This is a genomic window from Pueribacillus theae (assembly GCF_003097615.1).
Classification (GTDB): domain Bacteria; phylum Bacillota; class Bacilli; order Bacillales; family UBA6769; genus Pueribacillus; species Pueribacillus theae.
The window spans coordinates 1-15,528 of record NZ_QCZG01000015.1 but is presented as its reverse complement, the minus strand read 5'-3'; the positions used below and the strand labels follow the sequence as shown (position 1 = coordinate 15,528).

The 15,528-nt window shown below is 35.1% G+C and carries 19 protein-coding genes and 3 pseudogenes; 12 read left to right on the top strand and 10 right to left on the bottom strand.

Going from position 1 to position 15,528, the window contains the following annotated elements; all coding sequences use genetic code 11:
• The first annotated feature begins 242 nt into the window (after positions 1-242).
• Entirely contained in the window at positions 243-545 is a 303-nt protein-coding gene (locus tag DCC39_RS08715; protein ID WP_116554504.1) for an EthD family reductase, read from the top strand.
• Between the two features lie 68 nt (positions 546-613).
• Here the strand turns inward: DCC39_RS08715 and DCC39_RS08710 are convergent, their stop codons facing one another.
• Together DCC39_RS08710 and DCC39_RS08705 are read right to left on the bottom strand one after the other, a co-directional pair.
• Positions 614-793: a hypothetical protein gene (locus DCC39_RS08710; RefSeq protein ID WP_116554503.1), complete on the bottom strand. Its 180-nt coding sequence runs from the start codon at positions 791-793 to the stop codon at positions 614-616.
• Between the two features lie 230 nt (positions 794-1,023).
• A complete protein-coding gene (locus DCC39_RS08705; RefSeq protein WP_116554502.1) occupies positions 1,024-1,461 on the bottom strand; it encodes an acyl-CoA thioesterase in 438 nt (145 codons plus the stop codon).
• 190 nt (positions 1,462-1,651) lie between these two features.
• Between DCC39_RS08705 and DCC39_RS19090 the strand changes: the two genes are divergently transcribed.
• Genes DCC39_RS19090 through mobL form a run of 3 tightly spaced genes read left to right on the top strand, consistent with a single transcriptional unit; the run spans position 1,652 to position 2,119 of the window.
• Complete coding sequence (locus DCC39_RS19090; RefSeq protein ID WP_165820811.1) at positions 1,652-1,825, top strand: hypothetical protein; 174 nt, start codon at positions 1,652-1,654, stop codon at positions 1,823-1,825.
• A complete protein-coding gene (locus DCC39_RS19085) occupies positions 1,822-1,980 on the top strand; it encodes a hypothetical protein (RefSeq protein WP_165820810.1) in 159 nt (52 codons plus the stop codon). Before DCC39_RS19090 ends, DCC39_RS19085 begins: the two co-directional genes overlap by 4 nt.
• Entirely contained in the window at positions 1,913-2,119 is a 207-nt protein-coding gene (mobL, locus tag DCC39_RS19810; RefSeq protein ID WP_165820812.1) for a relaxase MobL, read from the top strand. The genes DCC39_RS19085 and mobL overlap by 68 nt, the downstream gene beginning before the upstream one ends.
• Before the next feature lie 369 nt (positions 2,120-2,488).
• On the opposite strand, the pseudogene DCC39_RS08695 reads toward mobL, so the two are convergent.
• The 3 genes and pseudogenes from DCC39_RS08695 to DCC39_RS08675 all read right to left on the bottom strand — a co-directional run.
• Positions 2,489-2,614, bottom strand: a pseudogene (locus tag DCC39_RS08695) (stage II sporulation protein P); the annotation flags it as partial.
• A 931-nt stretch (positions 2,615-3,545) separates the two neighbouring features.
• Positions 3,546-3,953 (bottom strand): hypothetical protein, encoded by a 408-nt coding sequence (locus tag DCC39_RS08680; protein ID WP_116554499.1) that lies wholly within the window; start codon positions 3,951-3,953, stop codon positions 3,546-3,548.
• Positions 3,950-4,789 (bottom strand): DUF4179 domain-containing protein, encoded by an 840-nt coding sequence (locus DCC39_RS08675; RefSeq protein ID WP_116554498.1) that lies wholly within the window; start codon positions 4,787-4,789, stop codon positions 3,950-3,952. The genes DCC39_RS08680 and DCC39_RS08675 overlap by 4 nt, the downstream gene beginning before the upstream one ends.
• A gap of 689 nt (positions 4,790-5,478) precedes the next feature.
• Between DCC39_RS08675 and DCC39_RS08670 the strand changes: the two genes are divergently transcribed.
• From DCC39_RS08670 to DCC39_RS08655, 4 genes are all read left to right on the top strand, one after another.
• Positions 5,479-5,676 carry a helix-turn-helix transcriptional regulator gene (locus DCC39_RS08670; protein ID WP_116554497.1) on the top strand — a complete coding sequence of 66 codons (198 nt, stop codon included), beginning with the start codon at positions 5,479-5,481 and terminating at the stop codon, positions 5,674-5,676.
• A 22-nt stretch (positions 5,677-5,698) separates the two neighbouring features.
• Positions 5,699-6,145 carry a DUF6773 family protein gene (locus DCC39_RS08665; RefSeq protein WP_116554496.1) on the top strand — a complete coding sequence of 149 codons (447 nt, stop codon included), beginning with the start codon at positions 5,699-5,701 and terminating at the stop codon, positions 6,143-6,145.
• Between the two features lie 20 nt (positions 6,146-6,165).
• Complete coding sequence (locus DCC39_RS08660; RefSeq protein WP_116554495.1) at positions 6,166-6,552, top strand: PH domain-containing protein; 387 nt, start codon at positions 6,166-6,168, stop codon at positions 6,550-6,552.
• 78 nt (positions 6,553-6,630) lie between these two features.
• Positions 6,631-6,834 carry a hypothetical protein gene (locus DCC39_RS08655; protein ID WP_116554494.1) on the top strand — a complete coding sequence of 68 codons (204 nt, stop codon included), beginning with the start codon at positions 6,631-6,633 and terminating at the stop codon, positions 6,832-6,834.
• A gap of 365 nt (positions 6,835-7,199) precedes the next feature.
• Here the strand turns inward: DCC39_RS08655 and DCC39_RS08650 are convergent, their stop codons facing one another.
• Together DCC39_RS08650 and DCC39_RS08645 are read right to left on the bottom strand one after the other, a co-directional pair.
• On the bottom strand, positions 7,200-7,520 hold the full coding sequence (locus tag DCC39_RS08650; RefSeq protein WP_276309904.1) for an ArsR/SmtB family transcription factor: 321 nt from the start codon (positions 7,518-7,520) through the stop codon (positions 7,200-7,202).
• A 14-nt stretch (positions 7,521-7,534) separates the two neighbouring features.
• On the bottom strand, positions 7,535-7,960 hold the full coding sequence (locus tag DCC39_RS08645; RefSeq protein ID WP_116554493.1) for an SRPBCC family protein: 426 nt from the start codon (positions 7,958-7,960) through the stop codon (positions 7,535-7,537).
• A gap of 364 nt (positions 7,961-8,324) precedes the next feature.
• Between DCC39_RS08645 and DCC39_RS08640 the strand changes: the two genes are divergently transcribed.
• From DCC39_RS08640 to DCC39_RS19805, 4 genes and pseudogenes are all read left to right on the top strand, one after another.
• Positions 8,325-9,029: a Fic family protein gene (locus tag DCC39_RS08640; protein WP_116554492.1), complete on the top strand. Its 705-nt coding sequence runs from the start codon at positions 8,325-8,327 to the stop codon at positions 9,027-9,029.
• 226 nt (positions 9,030-9,255) lie between these two features.
• A pseudogene (locus DCC39_RS08635) lies at positions 9,256-10,616 on the top strand (IS4 family transposase).
• A gap of 200 nt (positions 10,617-10,816) precedes the next feature.
• Positions 10,817-11,308 (top strand): HXXEE domain-containing protein, encoded by a 492-nt coding sequence (locus DCC39_RS08630; protein ID WP_116554491.1) that lies wholly within the window; start codon positions 10,817-10,819, stop codon positions 11,306-11,308.
• Between the two features lie 725 nt (positions 11,309-12,033).
• A pseudogene (locus DCC39_RS19805) lies at positions 12,034-12,296 on the top strand (hypothetical protein).
• Between the two features lie 571 nt (positions 12,297-12,867).
• Here DCC39_RS19805 and DCC39_RS08620 read toward each other — a convergent pair.
• Genes DCC39_RS08620 through istA form a run of 3 tightly spaced genes read right to left on the bottom strand, consistent with a single transcriptional unit; the run spans position 12,868 to position 15,358 of the window.
• A complete protein-coding gene (locus tag DCC39_RS08620) occupies positions 12,868-13,068 on the bottom strand; it encodes a hypothetical protein (protein ID WP_116554490.1) in 201 nt (66 codons plus the stop codon).
• Positions 13,065-13,820, bottom strand: a complete 756-nt coding sequence (gene istB / locus DCC39_RS08615) for an IS21-like element helper ATPase IstB (protein WP_116554489.1) — start codon at positions 13,818-13,820, stop codon at positions 13,065-13,067. The genes DCC39_RS08620 and istB overlap by 4 nt, the downstream gene beginning before the upstream one ends.
• Complete coding sequence (istA, locus tag DCC39_RS08610; protein WP_116554488.1) at positions 13,817-15,358, bottom strand: IS21 family transposase; 1,542 nt, start codon at positions 15,356-15,358, stop codon at positions 13,817-13,819. The genes istB and istA overlap by 4 nt, the downstream gene beginning before the upstream one ends.
• Between the last annotated feature and the right edge of the window lie 170 nt (positions 15,359-15,528).

The following is a 15,528-nucleotide window of genomic DNA, read 5'->3' as shown; positions in this document are numbered from 1 at the left end:
TTAATAAACGACTTGAGAAAAAGGGAATGGAACTCACATCTGGAAACTGGCTAATCTTAACTGTTTACTATAGAATGCTCTATTTTTCATATATTTATTTGTGATGGGGACAAAGCATTCGTGTAAAAAAGAAAGCCCATTTAATAATAATGTTTCAATATTTGAACAATTTCATATACTTTTTTAAAGAATTCATGTAAAATTAAATCCAAAACGATGTTAAGAAAGGAAGGATGTTCAAGATGGCAAAAATGATCGTCATGTATGAGGAACCTAAAGATAAGGAAGGATTTGAAAATCACTACTTTAGCGTACATATTCCAATCGCCGAAAAGCTTCCAAATATCATTGGAAGTTCCATTCATCGAGTCGTTAACACCCGAAACTCTGATCTAAACCTTTATTTGATTGTTGAGTTGGAGTTTGAAAATTTAGACGTATTGCAAGAGGCGCTCGGTTCTCAGGCGGGGAAGGAGTTGACCAATGATACAAAAAACCTTCTCCCATTCCTTGAAAAACCTCCAATCATCACGTTCACGCAATAGGAAGGGATATTTTCCGAAATACAAAAAAACGACAGAATCCACATGCTCTGTCGTTTTTCTCCCGTATATTAATTCATCTTTTTCCTGTTATCATATTGGCCTTGTCTAAATCCTTCATCATAGGCTTTTTGATAAAGTTCAGCCATGTACATGTAAACAATTTGCTTTGTTTTTGCATCAGCGTTTAACATATCCAAATGAGAAAGGCATTTTTCAATCGTAAGCCTTTTCCGGCTTGGTTTCTCCATGGGAATGGCCTCCCTTAAAGAGCTTGTTCAAAAAAGCACTGAAAATCCGCGGCGCATCTCTTTAATCGCAATCCTTGCCTCGATCTGCTTGCGTCTGATTCAGCCCCTTTGAACACGCACTTAAACGAATTTCACTTAGTGTATCAAATGAAAGTGTCGAACGAATGTCCAAAAGATAACATTTTCTTTACAATTTTTGGAAAATAATGTGTTTTTGCCAAATTCTTTTCTTACTTTGAAAAATCCCTTTTCTCTAATTCTGCAATTCGTTCCCGGACAAAATCGGGAACAGGCTGTGGCTTCAATGTTTTTGGATTAATGCTTACATACACGACTTCTGCATTCAAAATTGCCTCGTTTTCTCCTTCCCTCGTAATCACAAATTCTTTTGTTATGCTTGTCCGGCCGATCTTTTTGGTCCGGCACCAAATGTTTAGCAGATCATGTAAAAAAGCAGATTGCTTAAATTCAAGTGTTGATTTTGCCAAAACAAAATCAAAATCGCCTTTCTCGGCTAGTTCTGACATATTGAATTGTAACCCTTCCCGGTAATATTCAGAAACTGCGCAATCAATATAAGTCATGTAATGCGCATTAAAAACGATTTTTTGCCCGTCAATTTCTGAATAGCGGACACGCAGTGGATAATAGTAATGGTATCCCTCCATTGGTTTCATTCCTTCCAAACATATATTACTTTTATTTTACAAATATTTTAGAGAGTCTGCAAATTAATTTACACATTTAGTTTTTATCATTATTCTGTTATCAGAAGAGACCCTGCTTCATTCCCCTTTTCTTTCCACAACTTTTCCTTTTCCATTGTAGCCAATTTAACTAGAAAATGAGGTGGCATCATTGGCATCTATCGTTTATAGTTTTGCAATTCAAGGTGTTGATGGACAGCTTGTCGAATTAGAGTGCAATGAAATCCACGGTTTGCCGACTGTTTCTACCGTTGGTCTTGGAGATACAGCGGTAAAGGAAGCACGAGAAAGGCTTGAAGCGGTGGCAAGATGTGATTTCGTTTGACAATGCATTGGCTAGAGGAACAAGGTTTGTACGATCCAAAGACAAAGAAGTTGAATGAAGAAAAAATGAAATGTGTCGTTAGAATCCATGAGTCAATTATTAAAAGCGGAACGCATGGAAGAGACAGCGGTTTGGACAGCTTCCATCCATTATAATACGGATAATATTCATGTCCATATGCAGCAGTTGAACCCAATCTTACCAGGAAAAAAATTCGGTTCTATGATAAAACATCTAAAGAATGGAAAGAACAATACCGAGCCAAAAGAAAATAAGGTTCGCTTGATAAGATGAAGTCCAAAGTTGCAAATTTGCTGCTAGATCGGTCGTACGATTATGAAAAAATTGATGGGATTATACGAGGGGCTGTTCTTTATAAAAAAATGAGGGTGTCAATTTATCCTCCGATAGAAAAACAAAGAAACTTTTCTTTAATGCTATTTCTCATATGCCAAATGATTTAAGGCAATGGAAATATGAGTATCAATCAATAAATAATGCTTATAGAACAGTACAATTTATTTTCTACTTTAACTTAACATAAAAATTTATATAACATTAACCAATTGATTTGAAGAGGTAATAAGACTTAGAAAAACAAAAAAGAATCTAACAGTCTAGATCCTTTTTTGAGTTAAACTCTTATTCTAAAACTAATTGCTCTCACTCAATTTCATTTAATATATCGTTAGTAATTTCCGATAATATCTCAACACTTCTGTATTCTTCTTGTAATGTATTATCTACACCACCTATTTGTACTAAAAGTAAATTTCCAAATAAGTCTTGATTATAGGTGAAGGGACGGGGATAAAATGTTTAAAAATAAAATTTTTAGCTGTTTATCATTAATAACGTTTATAATCGGTCTAGTCCTATTTATTATTGCCATTATTATTATAGGTTTTGCTACAAGACCTACTTTAGTGTATATGAATTACCACAATTGGGGCTGGGTTTTCTGGGGTATAAGTTTGATTGCAAGTTTGATTGCTATATTAAAAAAAGAGCCGGGAAGGATGAAATTTTCTCTTTATATAGGCAGCCTAATTTTTGGTCTGATTATATTGTTATACATTATATATTTGGCAATAATTTTTTAACCTACAAAAACTTAGAAGTCAAAAATTACTTCTAAGTTTTTGTACTTTCAATATTTAAATATCTTTACACAAAAACGCGGCGCTTTTTGCTACAAAAACAGCTATTAAGGTATTTTTCCCTGTTGATAAGGACTGTCTCAAACAGTTGTTGCTATGTTGCAAGGGATTTTTGGCCATTCTTCTCCATCTGTTACGTTGCGTTATATCAGTATATCAGACGATATTATCGACGATGCGCTTGATGGTTTTTCCTTGTAATCCTTAGGCTTAAGCCTTTTTTATTCTCTTAAACGGAATTTGACTAACAAGATAAACCCAGCAATAAGGTTTTGTGGTTGCTAACGTTCAACAAATCGTACCCTGTAATAAACAACATAATTCGGGATTTTCTTGCTATCTATTTTTTAAATAGTTCCACTTCTCCTATACCCTTTACAATTAGTTTTAGCTTTCAAAATGTTGTAAGAAGTTATTGGGAAATTTGTTGCAATAATCTTTAGTAAGCGAAGAAGAGCAGAAAACCGTTTAGGGTTTGCTAATCAATTAGCTATTCTTCGGTATCATATTAATAAAAGACCCTCATTACGAGAGTCTTTGTATTTTTTCAATCATCTTTGCTAATCATTTTTTATAGGAATTTTAATTTTAAGCTCATTTATAATTTCTGGCATAGGATATATACGCGTCACTACCTTCATAGGCTTTTCATTATCTTTAACTGTTATAAATTCACTCACATATAAATTGCCTTCCCCTAGAGGAGTTGTTTTTTCTGGAGAGATTTCTAGTCCTTCCGAATCTTTCAACCAAATATTGTTCCCTGGGAAGATATAAAGATAAGGAAATTTTATTTCATCCTTAAAAAAAACCAGTGTCTTACCTTTTTTATATTTTACGTCGGTGACAATTAACTTTCCAGGCTTTCCTTGATTTAATGATATGGGTAATTTATTAGCATCCAAAATTTTAGTCTGCTTTTGTGGTAGGTGTTTAATTTCTGGTGTGATATATGGAACTAAAGTCAAATATGGGTATTCTCCTTCACTTCGCTAAATCTAGATACATAATGAATTGTTTCTTTGTTTCCTTTAATATCCTCAGGCAATGAAAATCCTGCAAAATCCAAAACATTTAATGCTTTTCCATCGTCAGTAAGTAAATTAAAGGAATCCAGTTCGGATTCGTTTATATTCTGAGTCAGGTCAAATGAGACAGCGGTTCCGGCTGGATTTAACTTCATTGATTTTAATGCAAGTGTAGACTCCTTGTATGATTTACTTTTATCGAAGACAGGTATTTTATTACCTACCGTTTCTTTCACATTGAAATCAAATGACCAATTTCCTTCTTGATTAAAGATTCTAGGGAAAACCATTTCTAAACGAAATTGATCTGGTAGATCCGTTATAGGGTTTATATCATAAACACCCACATACTTGTCATTTGACACTTTAGTAAACCACCTTTTACCACCAGAATTAAGACGTTTACCATTTATTAATATAGAATCTCCACCAAAAGGATAAGGTCCTTCCAGTAAATGATCTGTTTTGGACTGAATTGAATAAGCAAGAAAAATTTGATTATCATTATAATAAACATCATGAATTGTAAAAGTAATATCTTGATCCGTAGCAGATTGTTCAACTTTTGTTATTAATCTTTTTTTTTCCGCGATAATAAGCTCTTTATCCCCAGATTTTTCAAATATGGATGAACCATTTGATAAATCATTAATCTCCACCGAGGAGGTAGCCGGTATATCTCTTGCCGAAATTATTTTAATATCTTGATTATAGTACAACATTAATATACCGATAGCGATTGCTATGGTAGCACTCATAATCCCTTTATTTTGCATAAAAGACCTCCTTATAACAAGGTTGTTAAAAATAGGATATCCTATTTTTATTCAAATATAAGTTGCATCTCTAAACTAGTTCTTTTATTAAAAATAAATTATGTTAAATTGTGAGTTAAATACCTAAATTAATTATCGGCAGATCATTTTAAAATATTGGTTTAGACAGATCAAAAAGGTAAGGGAACAATAATAAGTTTTTGGAATGATTTCTGTCAAATTGAATAATTAAGATATAGGAAGGAAAATGACGAAATAGGATAGGATATCCTTGCTCCCAGAAAATATCTGTTGGGGAACGGCCAACTTAATCCTTAACTAATTAAATTAAGATAAAATCGGGGGTTGTAGGTTTAAAATAAAGTTTGATAATTTAATACAAAGTCCGATAATTTGTAATAAAGTTTGATTAAAATCCTGTATTAATTTAAACAGGATTTTTTTGTTTTTTCCGATGTTTTAAAACCTCAATATGGTACTCCATTAAATGGCCTTTATGAGATAACAATTTAATTAAACTAAATATTTGAGTCAGTTTAGTTCAATGAAAATACACCATTAGAAGTTAATCTGGATATTTTTACTGAAAACAATTGACACGCTATACGAATATAAAATATAATTTACATTAAGTAATATATATTATACTTAGAGTCATTTATAAATTTCTTTTTTTTGGAGGTTTATTGGTGAATGTATCTAAAATTAAATTGGCCAGAGTAGCCAAAAATATGACACAACAAGATCTCGCTGATCGGATAGGTGTAACACGTCAAACCATTAATCTTATTGAAAAAAATAAATATAATCCAACGATAAAATTATGCATTAGTATTGCTAAGGTTTTAGAAAAATCACTTGATGAATTATTTATGAATGAAGATTAATAATGAATGGGGGAAGAACAAATTGATATTCACTAAAGAAGTTATTGATGAGCGTATCCAATCTGAGAGGCATCAAGCTCTTGCTATTTGTGGTTCCGTTTTCTCAGTAGGCATCCTAAGCGACATATTATATAAGGCCATTTATCTAGAATCGCCCATAAATACTTACTTAATGGAGCTAATTATCTTTTTGGTCGCAGGTCTACTGTATCTTATTCTAGGAATAAAAAAGGGCATTTTATTTCAAGCTGACTCAAAAAAGGGGAAAAGTATTTTAAAATTTAAAGCCTTTATTTCCAGTATTGCATTTGCGACCTTTTTTCTAATCTCAGACTTATTTACTGGTGAAAATTTAGTTTTCGTCAAAGGTCATATTGAATGGACAATTTTGGCATTTTTCACACTTGTCATTATTTCTTGGTTAATCGATGTTTTTTTAATAAAATTAGCAAATCACAAACATCGTTAATATAAGAGGAGGAACAAAACGTGCAGATAAACAAACATATCATGGATCAAATTAATAATAATTTAGATAATAATGAAGAGGTTTTATTGTCAATCCCTGGGAAAACGGCACCAACTAATCCAATGCTAAAATTCCTTCCAGAAATCTCTTGGTTAACAAAAGAGAATATGCCGATACTTTTTGTATTAACTAACCACCGAATATTGGTATATAAAAGCTTTGTTCATCAGTCAATAACATTAGTCTATTCATTTAATCTATCTGAAATTTCCTCATTTAAAGATATAAGTGGTCCATTAAACGGAGGTATTCATTTTAAATTAAATGATGATCGAACATTTAAATTTATTTTTAAAAAACATCGTATTAATGAAATCATAGCCTATCTCCAAAATGAAGGGCTTTAATTCCTAAAATGAATCGGGCCATTTAACAGAGTAAGGATTATTTAACTAATGATCGAGACCGGAGAGCAGGTGGTTTAATTGTTTAAGGCAGCAGTATATTTGGTACACGGATTGATATTCATATTAGTAACTCTTATTGGTTTAGGCCCACTATTTAGCATTGCTGCACCAGACCCAGATGAAACTTATGGGGTTTGGGTTTCAATGATATTGATTTTTAATATTCTTGTGTTGGTATCTGCTTTTGTACAGTTAAGAATAAAAAAGTTTGGGTGTTTTTAATATCCACAATAGGCTTGATTGCTCTTTTTATTTTCACTTTACAATACATATACCCTTACGTTTTGGATTTATTTTAGAATGAACAAAGTAACAAGTGTTTAATTAACAGGCGCGATTGTGGGACAACTCCATCAATTTAAACGACTTTATTGTTACATCTATGAGTTGTTAACCAGCAATCGCACCAAAAATTAAACAACTTTATTTTCACATCAACCACAATCATAGACGGTATAATGCGTATTTTTGGCTTCAATATTAAACAACTTTATTGTCATTACACAATAAAACGTTAATAACCTCCGTTATTTATTTAATAAATTTTCCAAGTTGTGAAGCTTGTCTTCCCAGAACTTATTATAAAATCAATCTGAATCGTTATCGTCCTCTACGTATTCTTTTAGAACAGACAGTTTTTCATCCCAATATTGCTCGAAAAATACAAGCCAATCTTTTAATTTAACCAGTGGCTCTGGCTGAAGTTTATACCGAGTTTCCTTTCCAGACCTCTGCCTAGTAACAAGGCCAGCCTGAAAAAGAACAAGCAGATGTTTATTTACGGCAGTACGGCTCATCGGGAAACATTCGGTAATTGCGGCAATAGACATTTCTTTATCTGCAAGCAATTTTAACATCTTGCGACGGGTAGGATCGGCAACTGCTTGAAATACATCGTATTTTGACAAGGATACATCCCCGTTTATGACTCGACATATTCAGGGAGGCTCTTTTTGACGATTTTTTCCCAACCGCCGTCCATAATTTCACGAATAACTGAGTGCGGTTGTCCAAATTCCGTATCTTTTTTCGCATCCCATCCGGAATGAATAAGTGTAAACTCTGTTTTTCCGTCCTCTAATTCTTTCAATTCAAAAGCAAGATGCCAATCCTTATCCCAGTCGAAGCCAAGGCGATTCGGTGGGTCAAATTCTGTAACCCTACAAGGAGAATTACCATATTCCCCTGTATAAAGTGTAAACTCCTGCCCCAAAACAGGTTCAAAATTATTTGGCATCCACCATACTGCAATACCTTCCGATGTTGCAACAGCGTCCCATACTTTTTCAATCGGAGCATTGAGAACTACCACTTTACGAATCTCTGGTAGTGATTCGTGAGTTTGCATAAATAATACCTCCACATTTTAATTAACACCAAAAGGTGTTACAAATGATTATAACACCTTTTGGTGTTAATACGAGTTATAAAGTTAATAAATTTGTTTTTCGACTCAATCTATTTTCAAAATGGGTTAATTTTATCTAACGTAAAATATAGGTTTGTGAGGTATCTTTGATCAAACTTTATTCCAAAGCAATAAATCTTATTTGAAAATTTTGGAAGAATTTGTTGAGATTTTTCATAAATTGATAAGATATAATGCTTAGCGTATTATAAAAGTTGAAATTACTTAGAAGTTAAAGTTTGTTTTAACGTTACTTGGTTCCGTTATAATAATCAAAAGAGATTGTTTGTGAGGGAGGATTCTCATGAAGTTACCGAATGAATACATGGAGGATTTGTTAGTAAGAATGTCACATCATTCGAATGCAATTGAAAATAACAAAATTTCACTACCAGAAACGGTATCAATTATATTGTATAACACTGTTCCTAATAAAGTGTCTTTAAGAGAATTATACGAGATTGATAACCATCGACATGCAATGCAATATTTATTTTCACCTGATGTGCTAGAAAAAGATTTTACTTTTGATGTTTTGTTCGAGACCCACGCCATTTTAATGGATCGATTACATCACGAACGAGGAATGTTTAAAACTGAACCAAATTATATTAAGGGAGCAGATTTTGATACAGTACATCCTGATAATGTTTTTGTGATCATGAAACAATGGCTAGATAATGTGAATTACCGTATTGAAATCGCTGAATCGGATAAAGATATTATTGATTTGGTGTGTGAAAGCCACATTGAGTTTGAGCGTATTCATCCTTTTGCGGATGGAAATGGACGAACAGGACGATTGGTAATGAATTACTTATTGATGAAAAATGATATTGCCCCTTTGGTTATCGAAAAAGAAGATAAAGAACGATATATTTTCTTTTTAGCCAATCAAGATGTAAAAAGTTTTAGTGATTATGCCGAAAAGAAAATAAAAAAAGAACAAAAGCGTATTAAATCATTTACTGAAACAAAAATACGCAAAAAAGATGAATTAGAAAGATGAACGATCCTGTGTACGAAAAACACCATATTTGTATTTTTGTAGAAGCAGTATATATAGTAACTCAACTTTCGCAGAGTGAAAATTAACTTTAAGCCTTAATGGTATTGCTTAATTTACGAATTCAATAGGTTCCTTGACAAATAACTAATAAAATGAAAAACACCTTTCCTGTCTGGTATAGTGGATTTGACTAGAAAACACTACCAACAGAAGAGGTGTCTCCTTTATGATAGCGAATCAAGATCAACTTAGGCAACTACCAAATGAAATAAAATCAACTTTTCGTGAATTGAATGTGTCTAAGCATTTATCTGATGCCGGAATTAAAAAGTCTTTTGGCTATTCATGTCTCTATTTGTTTCGACTTGTCTTTTGCTTAATCTTTCAACAGAAGAATTGGTTTCGAATGCTTGAAAGCAAGAAGTCTGATACTTTACCCGCCAAAGATGCTGTCTATCGCTTTTTAAACCATTCAAGGTTTGCGCGGCGCAAATTCTTACTCTCGCTCAGTGTTTCAACAATTAAAAAGGTAAGTGACTTAACAAGCCACCATCGCCCAAAAGTGCTCATTGTCGATGATTCCATGTTTGAACGTAATCGCAGTAAAAAAGTAGAACTGCTTGCACGCTGTTTCGATCACTCTTCACATAAAATGCGCTTTTATAAAGGTTTTCGGATGTTAACACTGGGTTGGTCAGATGGGACAACATTTATGCCGTTGGATTTTTCTCTTTTAAGTTCAAAGAATGCTCAAATTAACGGTGTCTCACCATCAATTGATAAGCGAACTTCTGGTTATAAACGTCGCATTGAAGCTTTGAAGTCTGCACCAGAAGTAGTGACAGATATGGTTCAGCGCGCTCTTTCTGCAGGTGTCGATGCCTCCTATGTGCTTATGGATACTTGGTTTACACAACAACCCTTAATCAAATCCATTGTCGAACAAGGTTTTGATGTCATTGGCATGGTGAAAGCAACGAACCAACGTTATCTTGTAAATGACAAGCGTTTTGACTTGAAAGGGTTATATCGTCTGGCCACTCCAATAACAGGGAGTAAGGGCATTCTGCGTTCTATTCATACGACAATGGCTAATGGATTCATGTAAAGGTTGTTTTTGTTCAAAATCGCAATAGGAAAAGTGAATGGTTGGCAATCTTGAGCACAGACTGTTCATTGTCTGAAAAAGAGATTGTCCGCATTTACGGTATGCGCTGGGACATCGAGGTCTTTTTCAAAACAACAAAATCGCTATTGAAACTCCAAAAGGAATTTCAAGGTCGGTCTTATGATCTGTTGATTAGTCACACAACGATTGTGTTTTCAAGGTATATTTTACTGTCTTGGCAAAACCGTTGTAGTATGGATAATCGGACACTTGGTGGCATGTTCTACGAACTTTGTGATGAAATTGACAAACTAGATTGGGCTGTGGCTCTTCAGCAACTCATCGAGCTTCTTGACGATGCCTTGAAACAAACGAACAACCGGATCAAAAAATTAATTAAAGATCAACTCCAGCAATGGATTGCAGGCCTACCTAGTTATATCAAGGCTTACCTGCCTAATTTGTGCTGCGAAAGTTGAGATAGTAATTAATTATAGTTTTCAAGTAAACAACAATAGGACTTTACTTGGAGGGGTGGGTTAGGCTCGTTTGCCAGATGAAACAACGGCTTCAGCCTTTCAAGACCAATCATGCCCACAGAGGCTCCAAGTCAAGTCCATAAACGCCTTTCTATGGTTACATGTAAACAATGATAAATTATGAGCAAAGGGGGGCTAGCATGAACGGAGCAGTCTTATTGATTTTTTTATTTGCATTTACAATTCACAATTTGGAAGAAGGCATCTGGTTAACGAGACAGCAGTCTTCTGAAAAAAGTAAAATGAAAATGCACAAAACAGTTACACAGGATGAATTTTTGTTTGGATTATTTTGGGTCACAAGCTTAGCCTATTTAATTACGGCTTTATATATTTTTTATCCAGATGTTGGGTTGTTCAAGTATTCTTATTTTGGGTTTGTGGGTGCAATGATATTGAATATCCTTTTTCCACATCTTATCTCAACCCTAATTGAGCGTTATTATTCGCCAGGTCTGTTTACAGGTCTTATTGTAATCATCCCTATCAACAGTTTAATTGTAAAAACAGCAATAGAGTTAGGTACAATAACAATTTCTCAGTTTATTATTAGCACTTTGGCAGTCGGGGTTTCGCTATTGTTAAGCATTCCAATTAGTTTTAAGATAGGTAAACAATTAATAACCTTTTAATCTCTTCAGTGTAAGTTTTAATTTACCGAAATAGGTTGCAATTGTGTAACAATACGGGCAGAAAATGATCAAACTTTATTTCAAAGCAACAAATTTACACAAATTCCGTCCATAACCATGAGTCGAACATGAAAATTAAACAATTATTTTTTTGAAGGCCGCACTTTTCAACGGAAGAATGCGGCTTTTGGCAATCAAAATTAAACGACTTTATTGTTTTATTTTCGGTATAGAGAAATGGGATAAGCGGGATAAAATACCTTGTTTTTCTGTTTTCCTCCTTGTTTTGAGGTGGGAGGCTGGCTGGGGGTGTGGGGGCTATCCCCCACGGTCTTTTGCGTGTTTAAATATGGCGTAAGAGCGCCGTCATGGACGGATGAACTGGCGCTTCGGCGGGTACAATGGACGGAGCAAGCTGACCTTCCAGGTCCCTCGCTTTGAGTCTGGTCGGCTTGGAGACATGCCCGCACCCGCCGAATTTCGGAATGCAAGGGGGAAAGGGCAAAAAATACTACCCGAACCTTGCATGGAGAAAAGCCTTTGGGGGTAGCATCAGGAAAATGCGAATTTACAACGGTAAGAGTTTTGAGACAAGTCGTATGAGACTTTATAAATCTCTATTTTGCACAATTTTATGTCTGTTCCAATAGACTCTACTCTATGGAATTAAGGGATGATACAATTAAACACATGGGCCATTTTCTTGAATTGGGGGGAAAGAAATGATGATGCCTATGGTTTTATCTGTAACACTAATAATCACACTTATATTTTCTATTCTGTTTTTATTACAAAAAGAAAAAGGGCTGGAATAACCGGAATAAAAAATGCGCTGACCTCAATTTGCTTTTACCTTATAGCTATAACAAACCTGTTAGCATATTGGTTTGATTTTTTAGGAATAATCAGTTGGTCGATTACCATGGTTTTATTAATTTTAGGTGCTTATTTTACAAAATATATCCCTGTTTCCGAAAGCAAGAGTTAAGCAAACGGGCGCGATTGCAGCACAAATTTATGCCAAAACTATTTTAAATATGCTAAATTATAAAACCGAAACTTAAATATGCTAAAGAAGAATCCATTTTGTTCAATCTTTTTTTCAAAATGGATTCTTCTTATTTATCGTAAAATACGGGTTGGTTTGTAAGGTCTTTTTGTTCAAACTTTATTTCAAAGCACACTTTGCAGGTTATATGTAGCTTTAAAACAAAGTTCAACCGTTTATAATAAAGTTGCACCGTTTTACTCCTTTGGATATGCTTTATCTGAAGGGGTTTCCTGTGGTAAAGGTAATATAAGGTTATACAGCAAACGGGCCAATTTGCCGATTAAGGTTAGAGCATAAAAACCCCTTGTTTTATAAATAACTACTATACAAGGGGTGATGACTTGAATTATTTGAGTATTGCGGACAGAATGAGCCACTAGTGCGTAGTTTTGAGCCACCATTTGCGGATAATAGGGCCACTGAGTGCGGAGGAGGGAGCCACTGTATATTTAGAGAGAGATAAATAGACAGCCATTGAAGTTTCACTTTACTCCAATGGCTGCCAGTATTACCTAAGTGGCTTATCTTCTAACTGTTCGTCAATAATCTCAATTGCCCAAGAGACCAGTTCATCAATATCTAAATCCTCCTCATCGGTCCGTGTACAAGGAGTTAGTAATCTGTCTACTATTTTTATCATCACTTCTTCCGGCAGATATCTATGAAAGAAATAGTTAGCTATGCGGTTTTCAACCTCTATTGGAATCATTTTCTAACCACCAAACTATGACGTTCTCTCATTGATACCTCTCCATCGACTAGGATCTTATAGGAATCATGAACAATACGGTCAAGGATCGCATCTGCTACCTGTGCCTGTCCTAGTTTCGAATGCCACCCTTCCGGAGAGAACTGGGAACAGAATATGGTAGATGCTCTCTTTAATCTCGCCTCAATAATTTCCAAGATGTGAAGTGCTTTTTCCTCTGAAAGCTCAGTTAACAACCATTCATCAAGTATTAATAAATCAATCTTTTTATATTTTTGGATGAGTTTACGGAAGCTTCCATCGGCTTCATACTTTGCTGCTGCTAATTCATCCAGTAATTCCGGTAATCTAATATACTTTACTTTGTAAAATTGGCGACACGCATGAACACCAAAGGCATTAGATATCCATGTTTTGCCGTTCCCTGATGCACCCATTAAAATAATGTTATGGTGATTTTGGATATAGCTCCCCGTTGCCAGCTCTAATATTAGCTTCTTATCCAGGTTGCGGTCGGGATGATACTCTATGTCTTCAATAGCTGCCGTTGGCTCGTCGAAAGTGGCCTGCTTAATTAACCGTTCCAGCCTATTTGACTTTCGACGATCATACTCATGGTCTACTAACAGATTAAAACGATCGTCGAAATCCATATCTTGATAATCTTTGTTTAGACTCTGTTGCTGATACAGATCTGCCATAGCACCCATTTTCATTTCAGTTAATTTACGTAATGTTTCTTGGTTCATCATCTTGTTTTCCCTCCAAAGTATTCAGCACCACGGGTAAATCCATTATCATTCGTATTGTTTTGATAATTATCGATATTCGACTTTTTCCTGCGTTTCTTACCTCTATCCAATACACCCTTTAAGACAGAAATTGTTGGGTTTGTTGATATTTCAAGCAATGTATACGTTGCTCTCTCGATCTCATCGTTTGTATATTTTGTTGATAAGTTCCTTAATGTGCCAAGGATGTTTAATGCTTTCTTTTCTGGATTTATTTCTAAGATATAAGAAACAAACTGTGCCATGGAGGGTCCAATTGTTTCTGCCCATTTCCGATTGTTTTCAGGGGTATGCTCTAGATACAATTTATGATTATCAGGCATATGATCCGTGTTCGTAGAGAACTGGCCAACTTCCCCGGTTAACCTTTTATGGGATGCAATCCGTGTTTCTTTGAAGTACACTTCAATTAGATCCGTAGTCAGTCGAACATCGACTTGTTCACGGACGTAATCATATGGAACGGAATAATACATTCGTTCAACTTGAATGTGGTAGTTCAGTTGAACCTTTGCTGTTTTCCATTCCGCAAGCTTGTAACGTGTTTGGGGAAGCTGTTGAAGGTGGGATTTCTCTTCTTCCTCAAACACCTTTTTACGGGAACCAGGGCGTTTTTGAAAATCAATTGTATTGATTTCTTCTAGCTTTTCAAAGATTCGTTGATTTAAGTCCTCTATATGAAAACATTGATAGTTTCTCAACGAGGCAATAATCTGTCGGGAAATGTAGCCGACTGTTCCCTCCACACTTGCCTTATCCTTTGGTTTTCGAACCCGGCTCGGCACGATGACTGTGCGATAATAATCTGCTAGTTCACGATAGGCCTCATTGAGAAGAGGTTCATCTCGAAGGGCTTTTGTAACCCCTGTTTTTAGATTATCTGGAACCAATGTTTCAGGAACTCCACCAAAATATTGGAATGCATGAATATGAGCCTTAAGCCAATTTGGTGATTTCATATCTAAAAATGCTTCCACGTAACTTAATTGACTGTAAGGCAAGGTCGCAATAAATACATACGCCGGAATCGTTTCCCCAGTAGAACGATCAATAATAGACAGCGTGGAGCCAGCCCAATCCACTTCCATGATCTCACCTGGTTTTCTCCGAATAGGCATCGTTAATTTATATTTCTTCGCATACTTCCCGTATTTCTCACAAAAAGTTCTGTAAGCATAAGGGATTTTTCCACCCTCACGTGCTTCCGTTTCATATTCATGATGCAATAAGGCCAAGGTAACATTCTTTTTTTGTAGCTCCTTATGCACCACTTCCCAATCAACCGGGAAATACCCCTTCTCAATAGCTTGTTTCTCAGGAAAGAGAAACGCTTCTAGCCATGAGTTGGTCATGGTATCATTCAAACTTTCCAAGCCAAGTTTCTTGGCACGGTGAACGACCTCAGAGACTGTATTCCTGGAGTGACCAGTGCTAGAACTGATCGTTCTTTGACTGATCCCTTCAAAATACAGTTCCAGAATCTTTCGGCAATTAACCATAAAAAAACCTCCTGTATAATATTTTCATGCTTGTTTGCATGCAATTTTTATTATACAAGAGGTTATTCTATTTATCGTATTGGCTCTCTAGTCCGCAGAAGGTGGCTCTCTTTTCCGCACTGACTGGCTCAAAACTCTGCAGAAGTGGCTCAATTCATCCGCAATAATCA

Bases quoted from the DNA above. Each gene is read 5' to 3' on its own strand.
- DCC39_RS08715 (WP_116554504.1), top strand. From the start codon at position 243: ATGGCAAAAATGATCGTCATGTATGAGGAACCTAAAGATAAGGAAGGA.
- DCC39_RS08710 (WP_116554503.1), bottom strand. From the start codon at position 793: ATGGAGAAACCAAGCCGGAAAAGGCTTACGATTGAAAAATGCCTTTCT.
- DCC39_RS08705 (WP_116554502.1), bottom strand. From the start codon at position 1,461: ATGGAGGGATACCATTACTATTATCCACTGCGTGTCCGCTATTCAGAA.
- mobL (WP_165820812.1), top strand. From the start codon at position 1,913: ATGAGTCAATTATTAAAAGCGGAACGCATGGAAGAGACAGCGGTTTGG.
- DCC39_RS08675 (WP_116554498.1), bottom strand. From the start codon at position 4,789: ATGCAAAATAAAGGGATTATGAGTGCTACCATAGCAATCGCTATCGGT.
- DCC39_RS08645 (WP_116554493.1), bottom strand. From the start codon at position 7,960: ATGCAAACTCACGAATCACTACCAGAGATTCGTAAAGTGGTAGTTCTC.
- DCC39_RS08640 (WP_116554492.1), top strand. From the start codon at position 8,325: ATGAAGTTACCGAATGAATACATGGAGGATTTGTTAGTAAGAATGTCA.
- DCC39_RS08630 (WP_116554491.1), top strand. From the start codon at position 10,817: ATGAACGGAGCAGTCTTATTGATTTTTTTATTTGCATTTACAATTCAC.
- DCC39_RS08620 (WP_116554490.1), bottom strand. From the start codon at position 13,068: ATGATTCCAATAGAGGTTGAAAACCGCATAGCTAACTATTTCTTTCAT.
- istB (WP_116554489.1), bottom strand. From the start codon at position 13,820: ATGATGAACCAAGAAACATTACGTAAATTAACTGAAATGAAAATGGGT.
- istA (WP_116554488.1), bottom strand. From the start codon at position 15,358: ATGGTTAATTGCCGAAAGATTCTGGAACTGTATTTTGAAGGGATCAGT.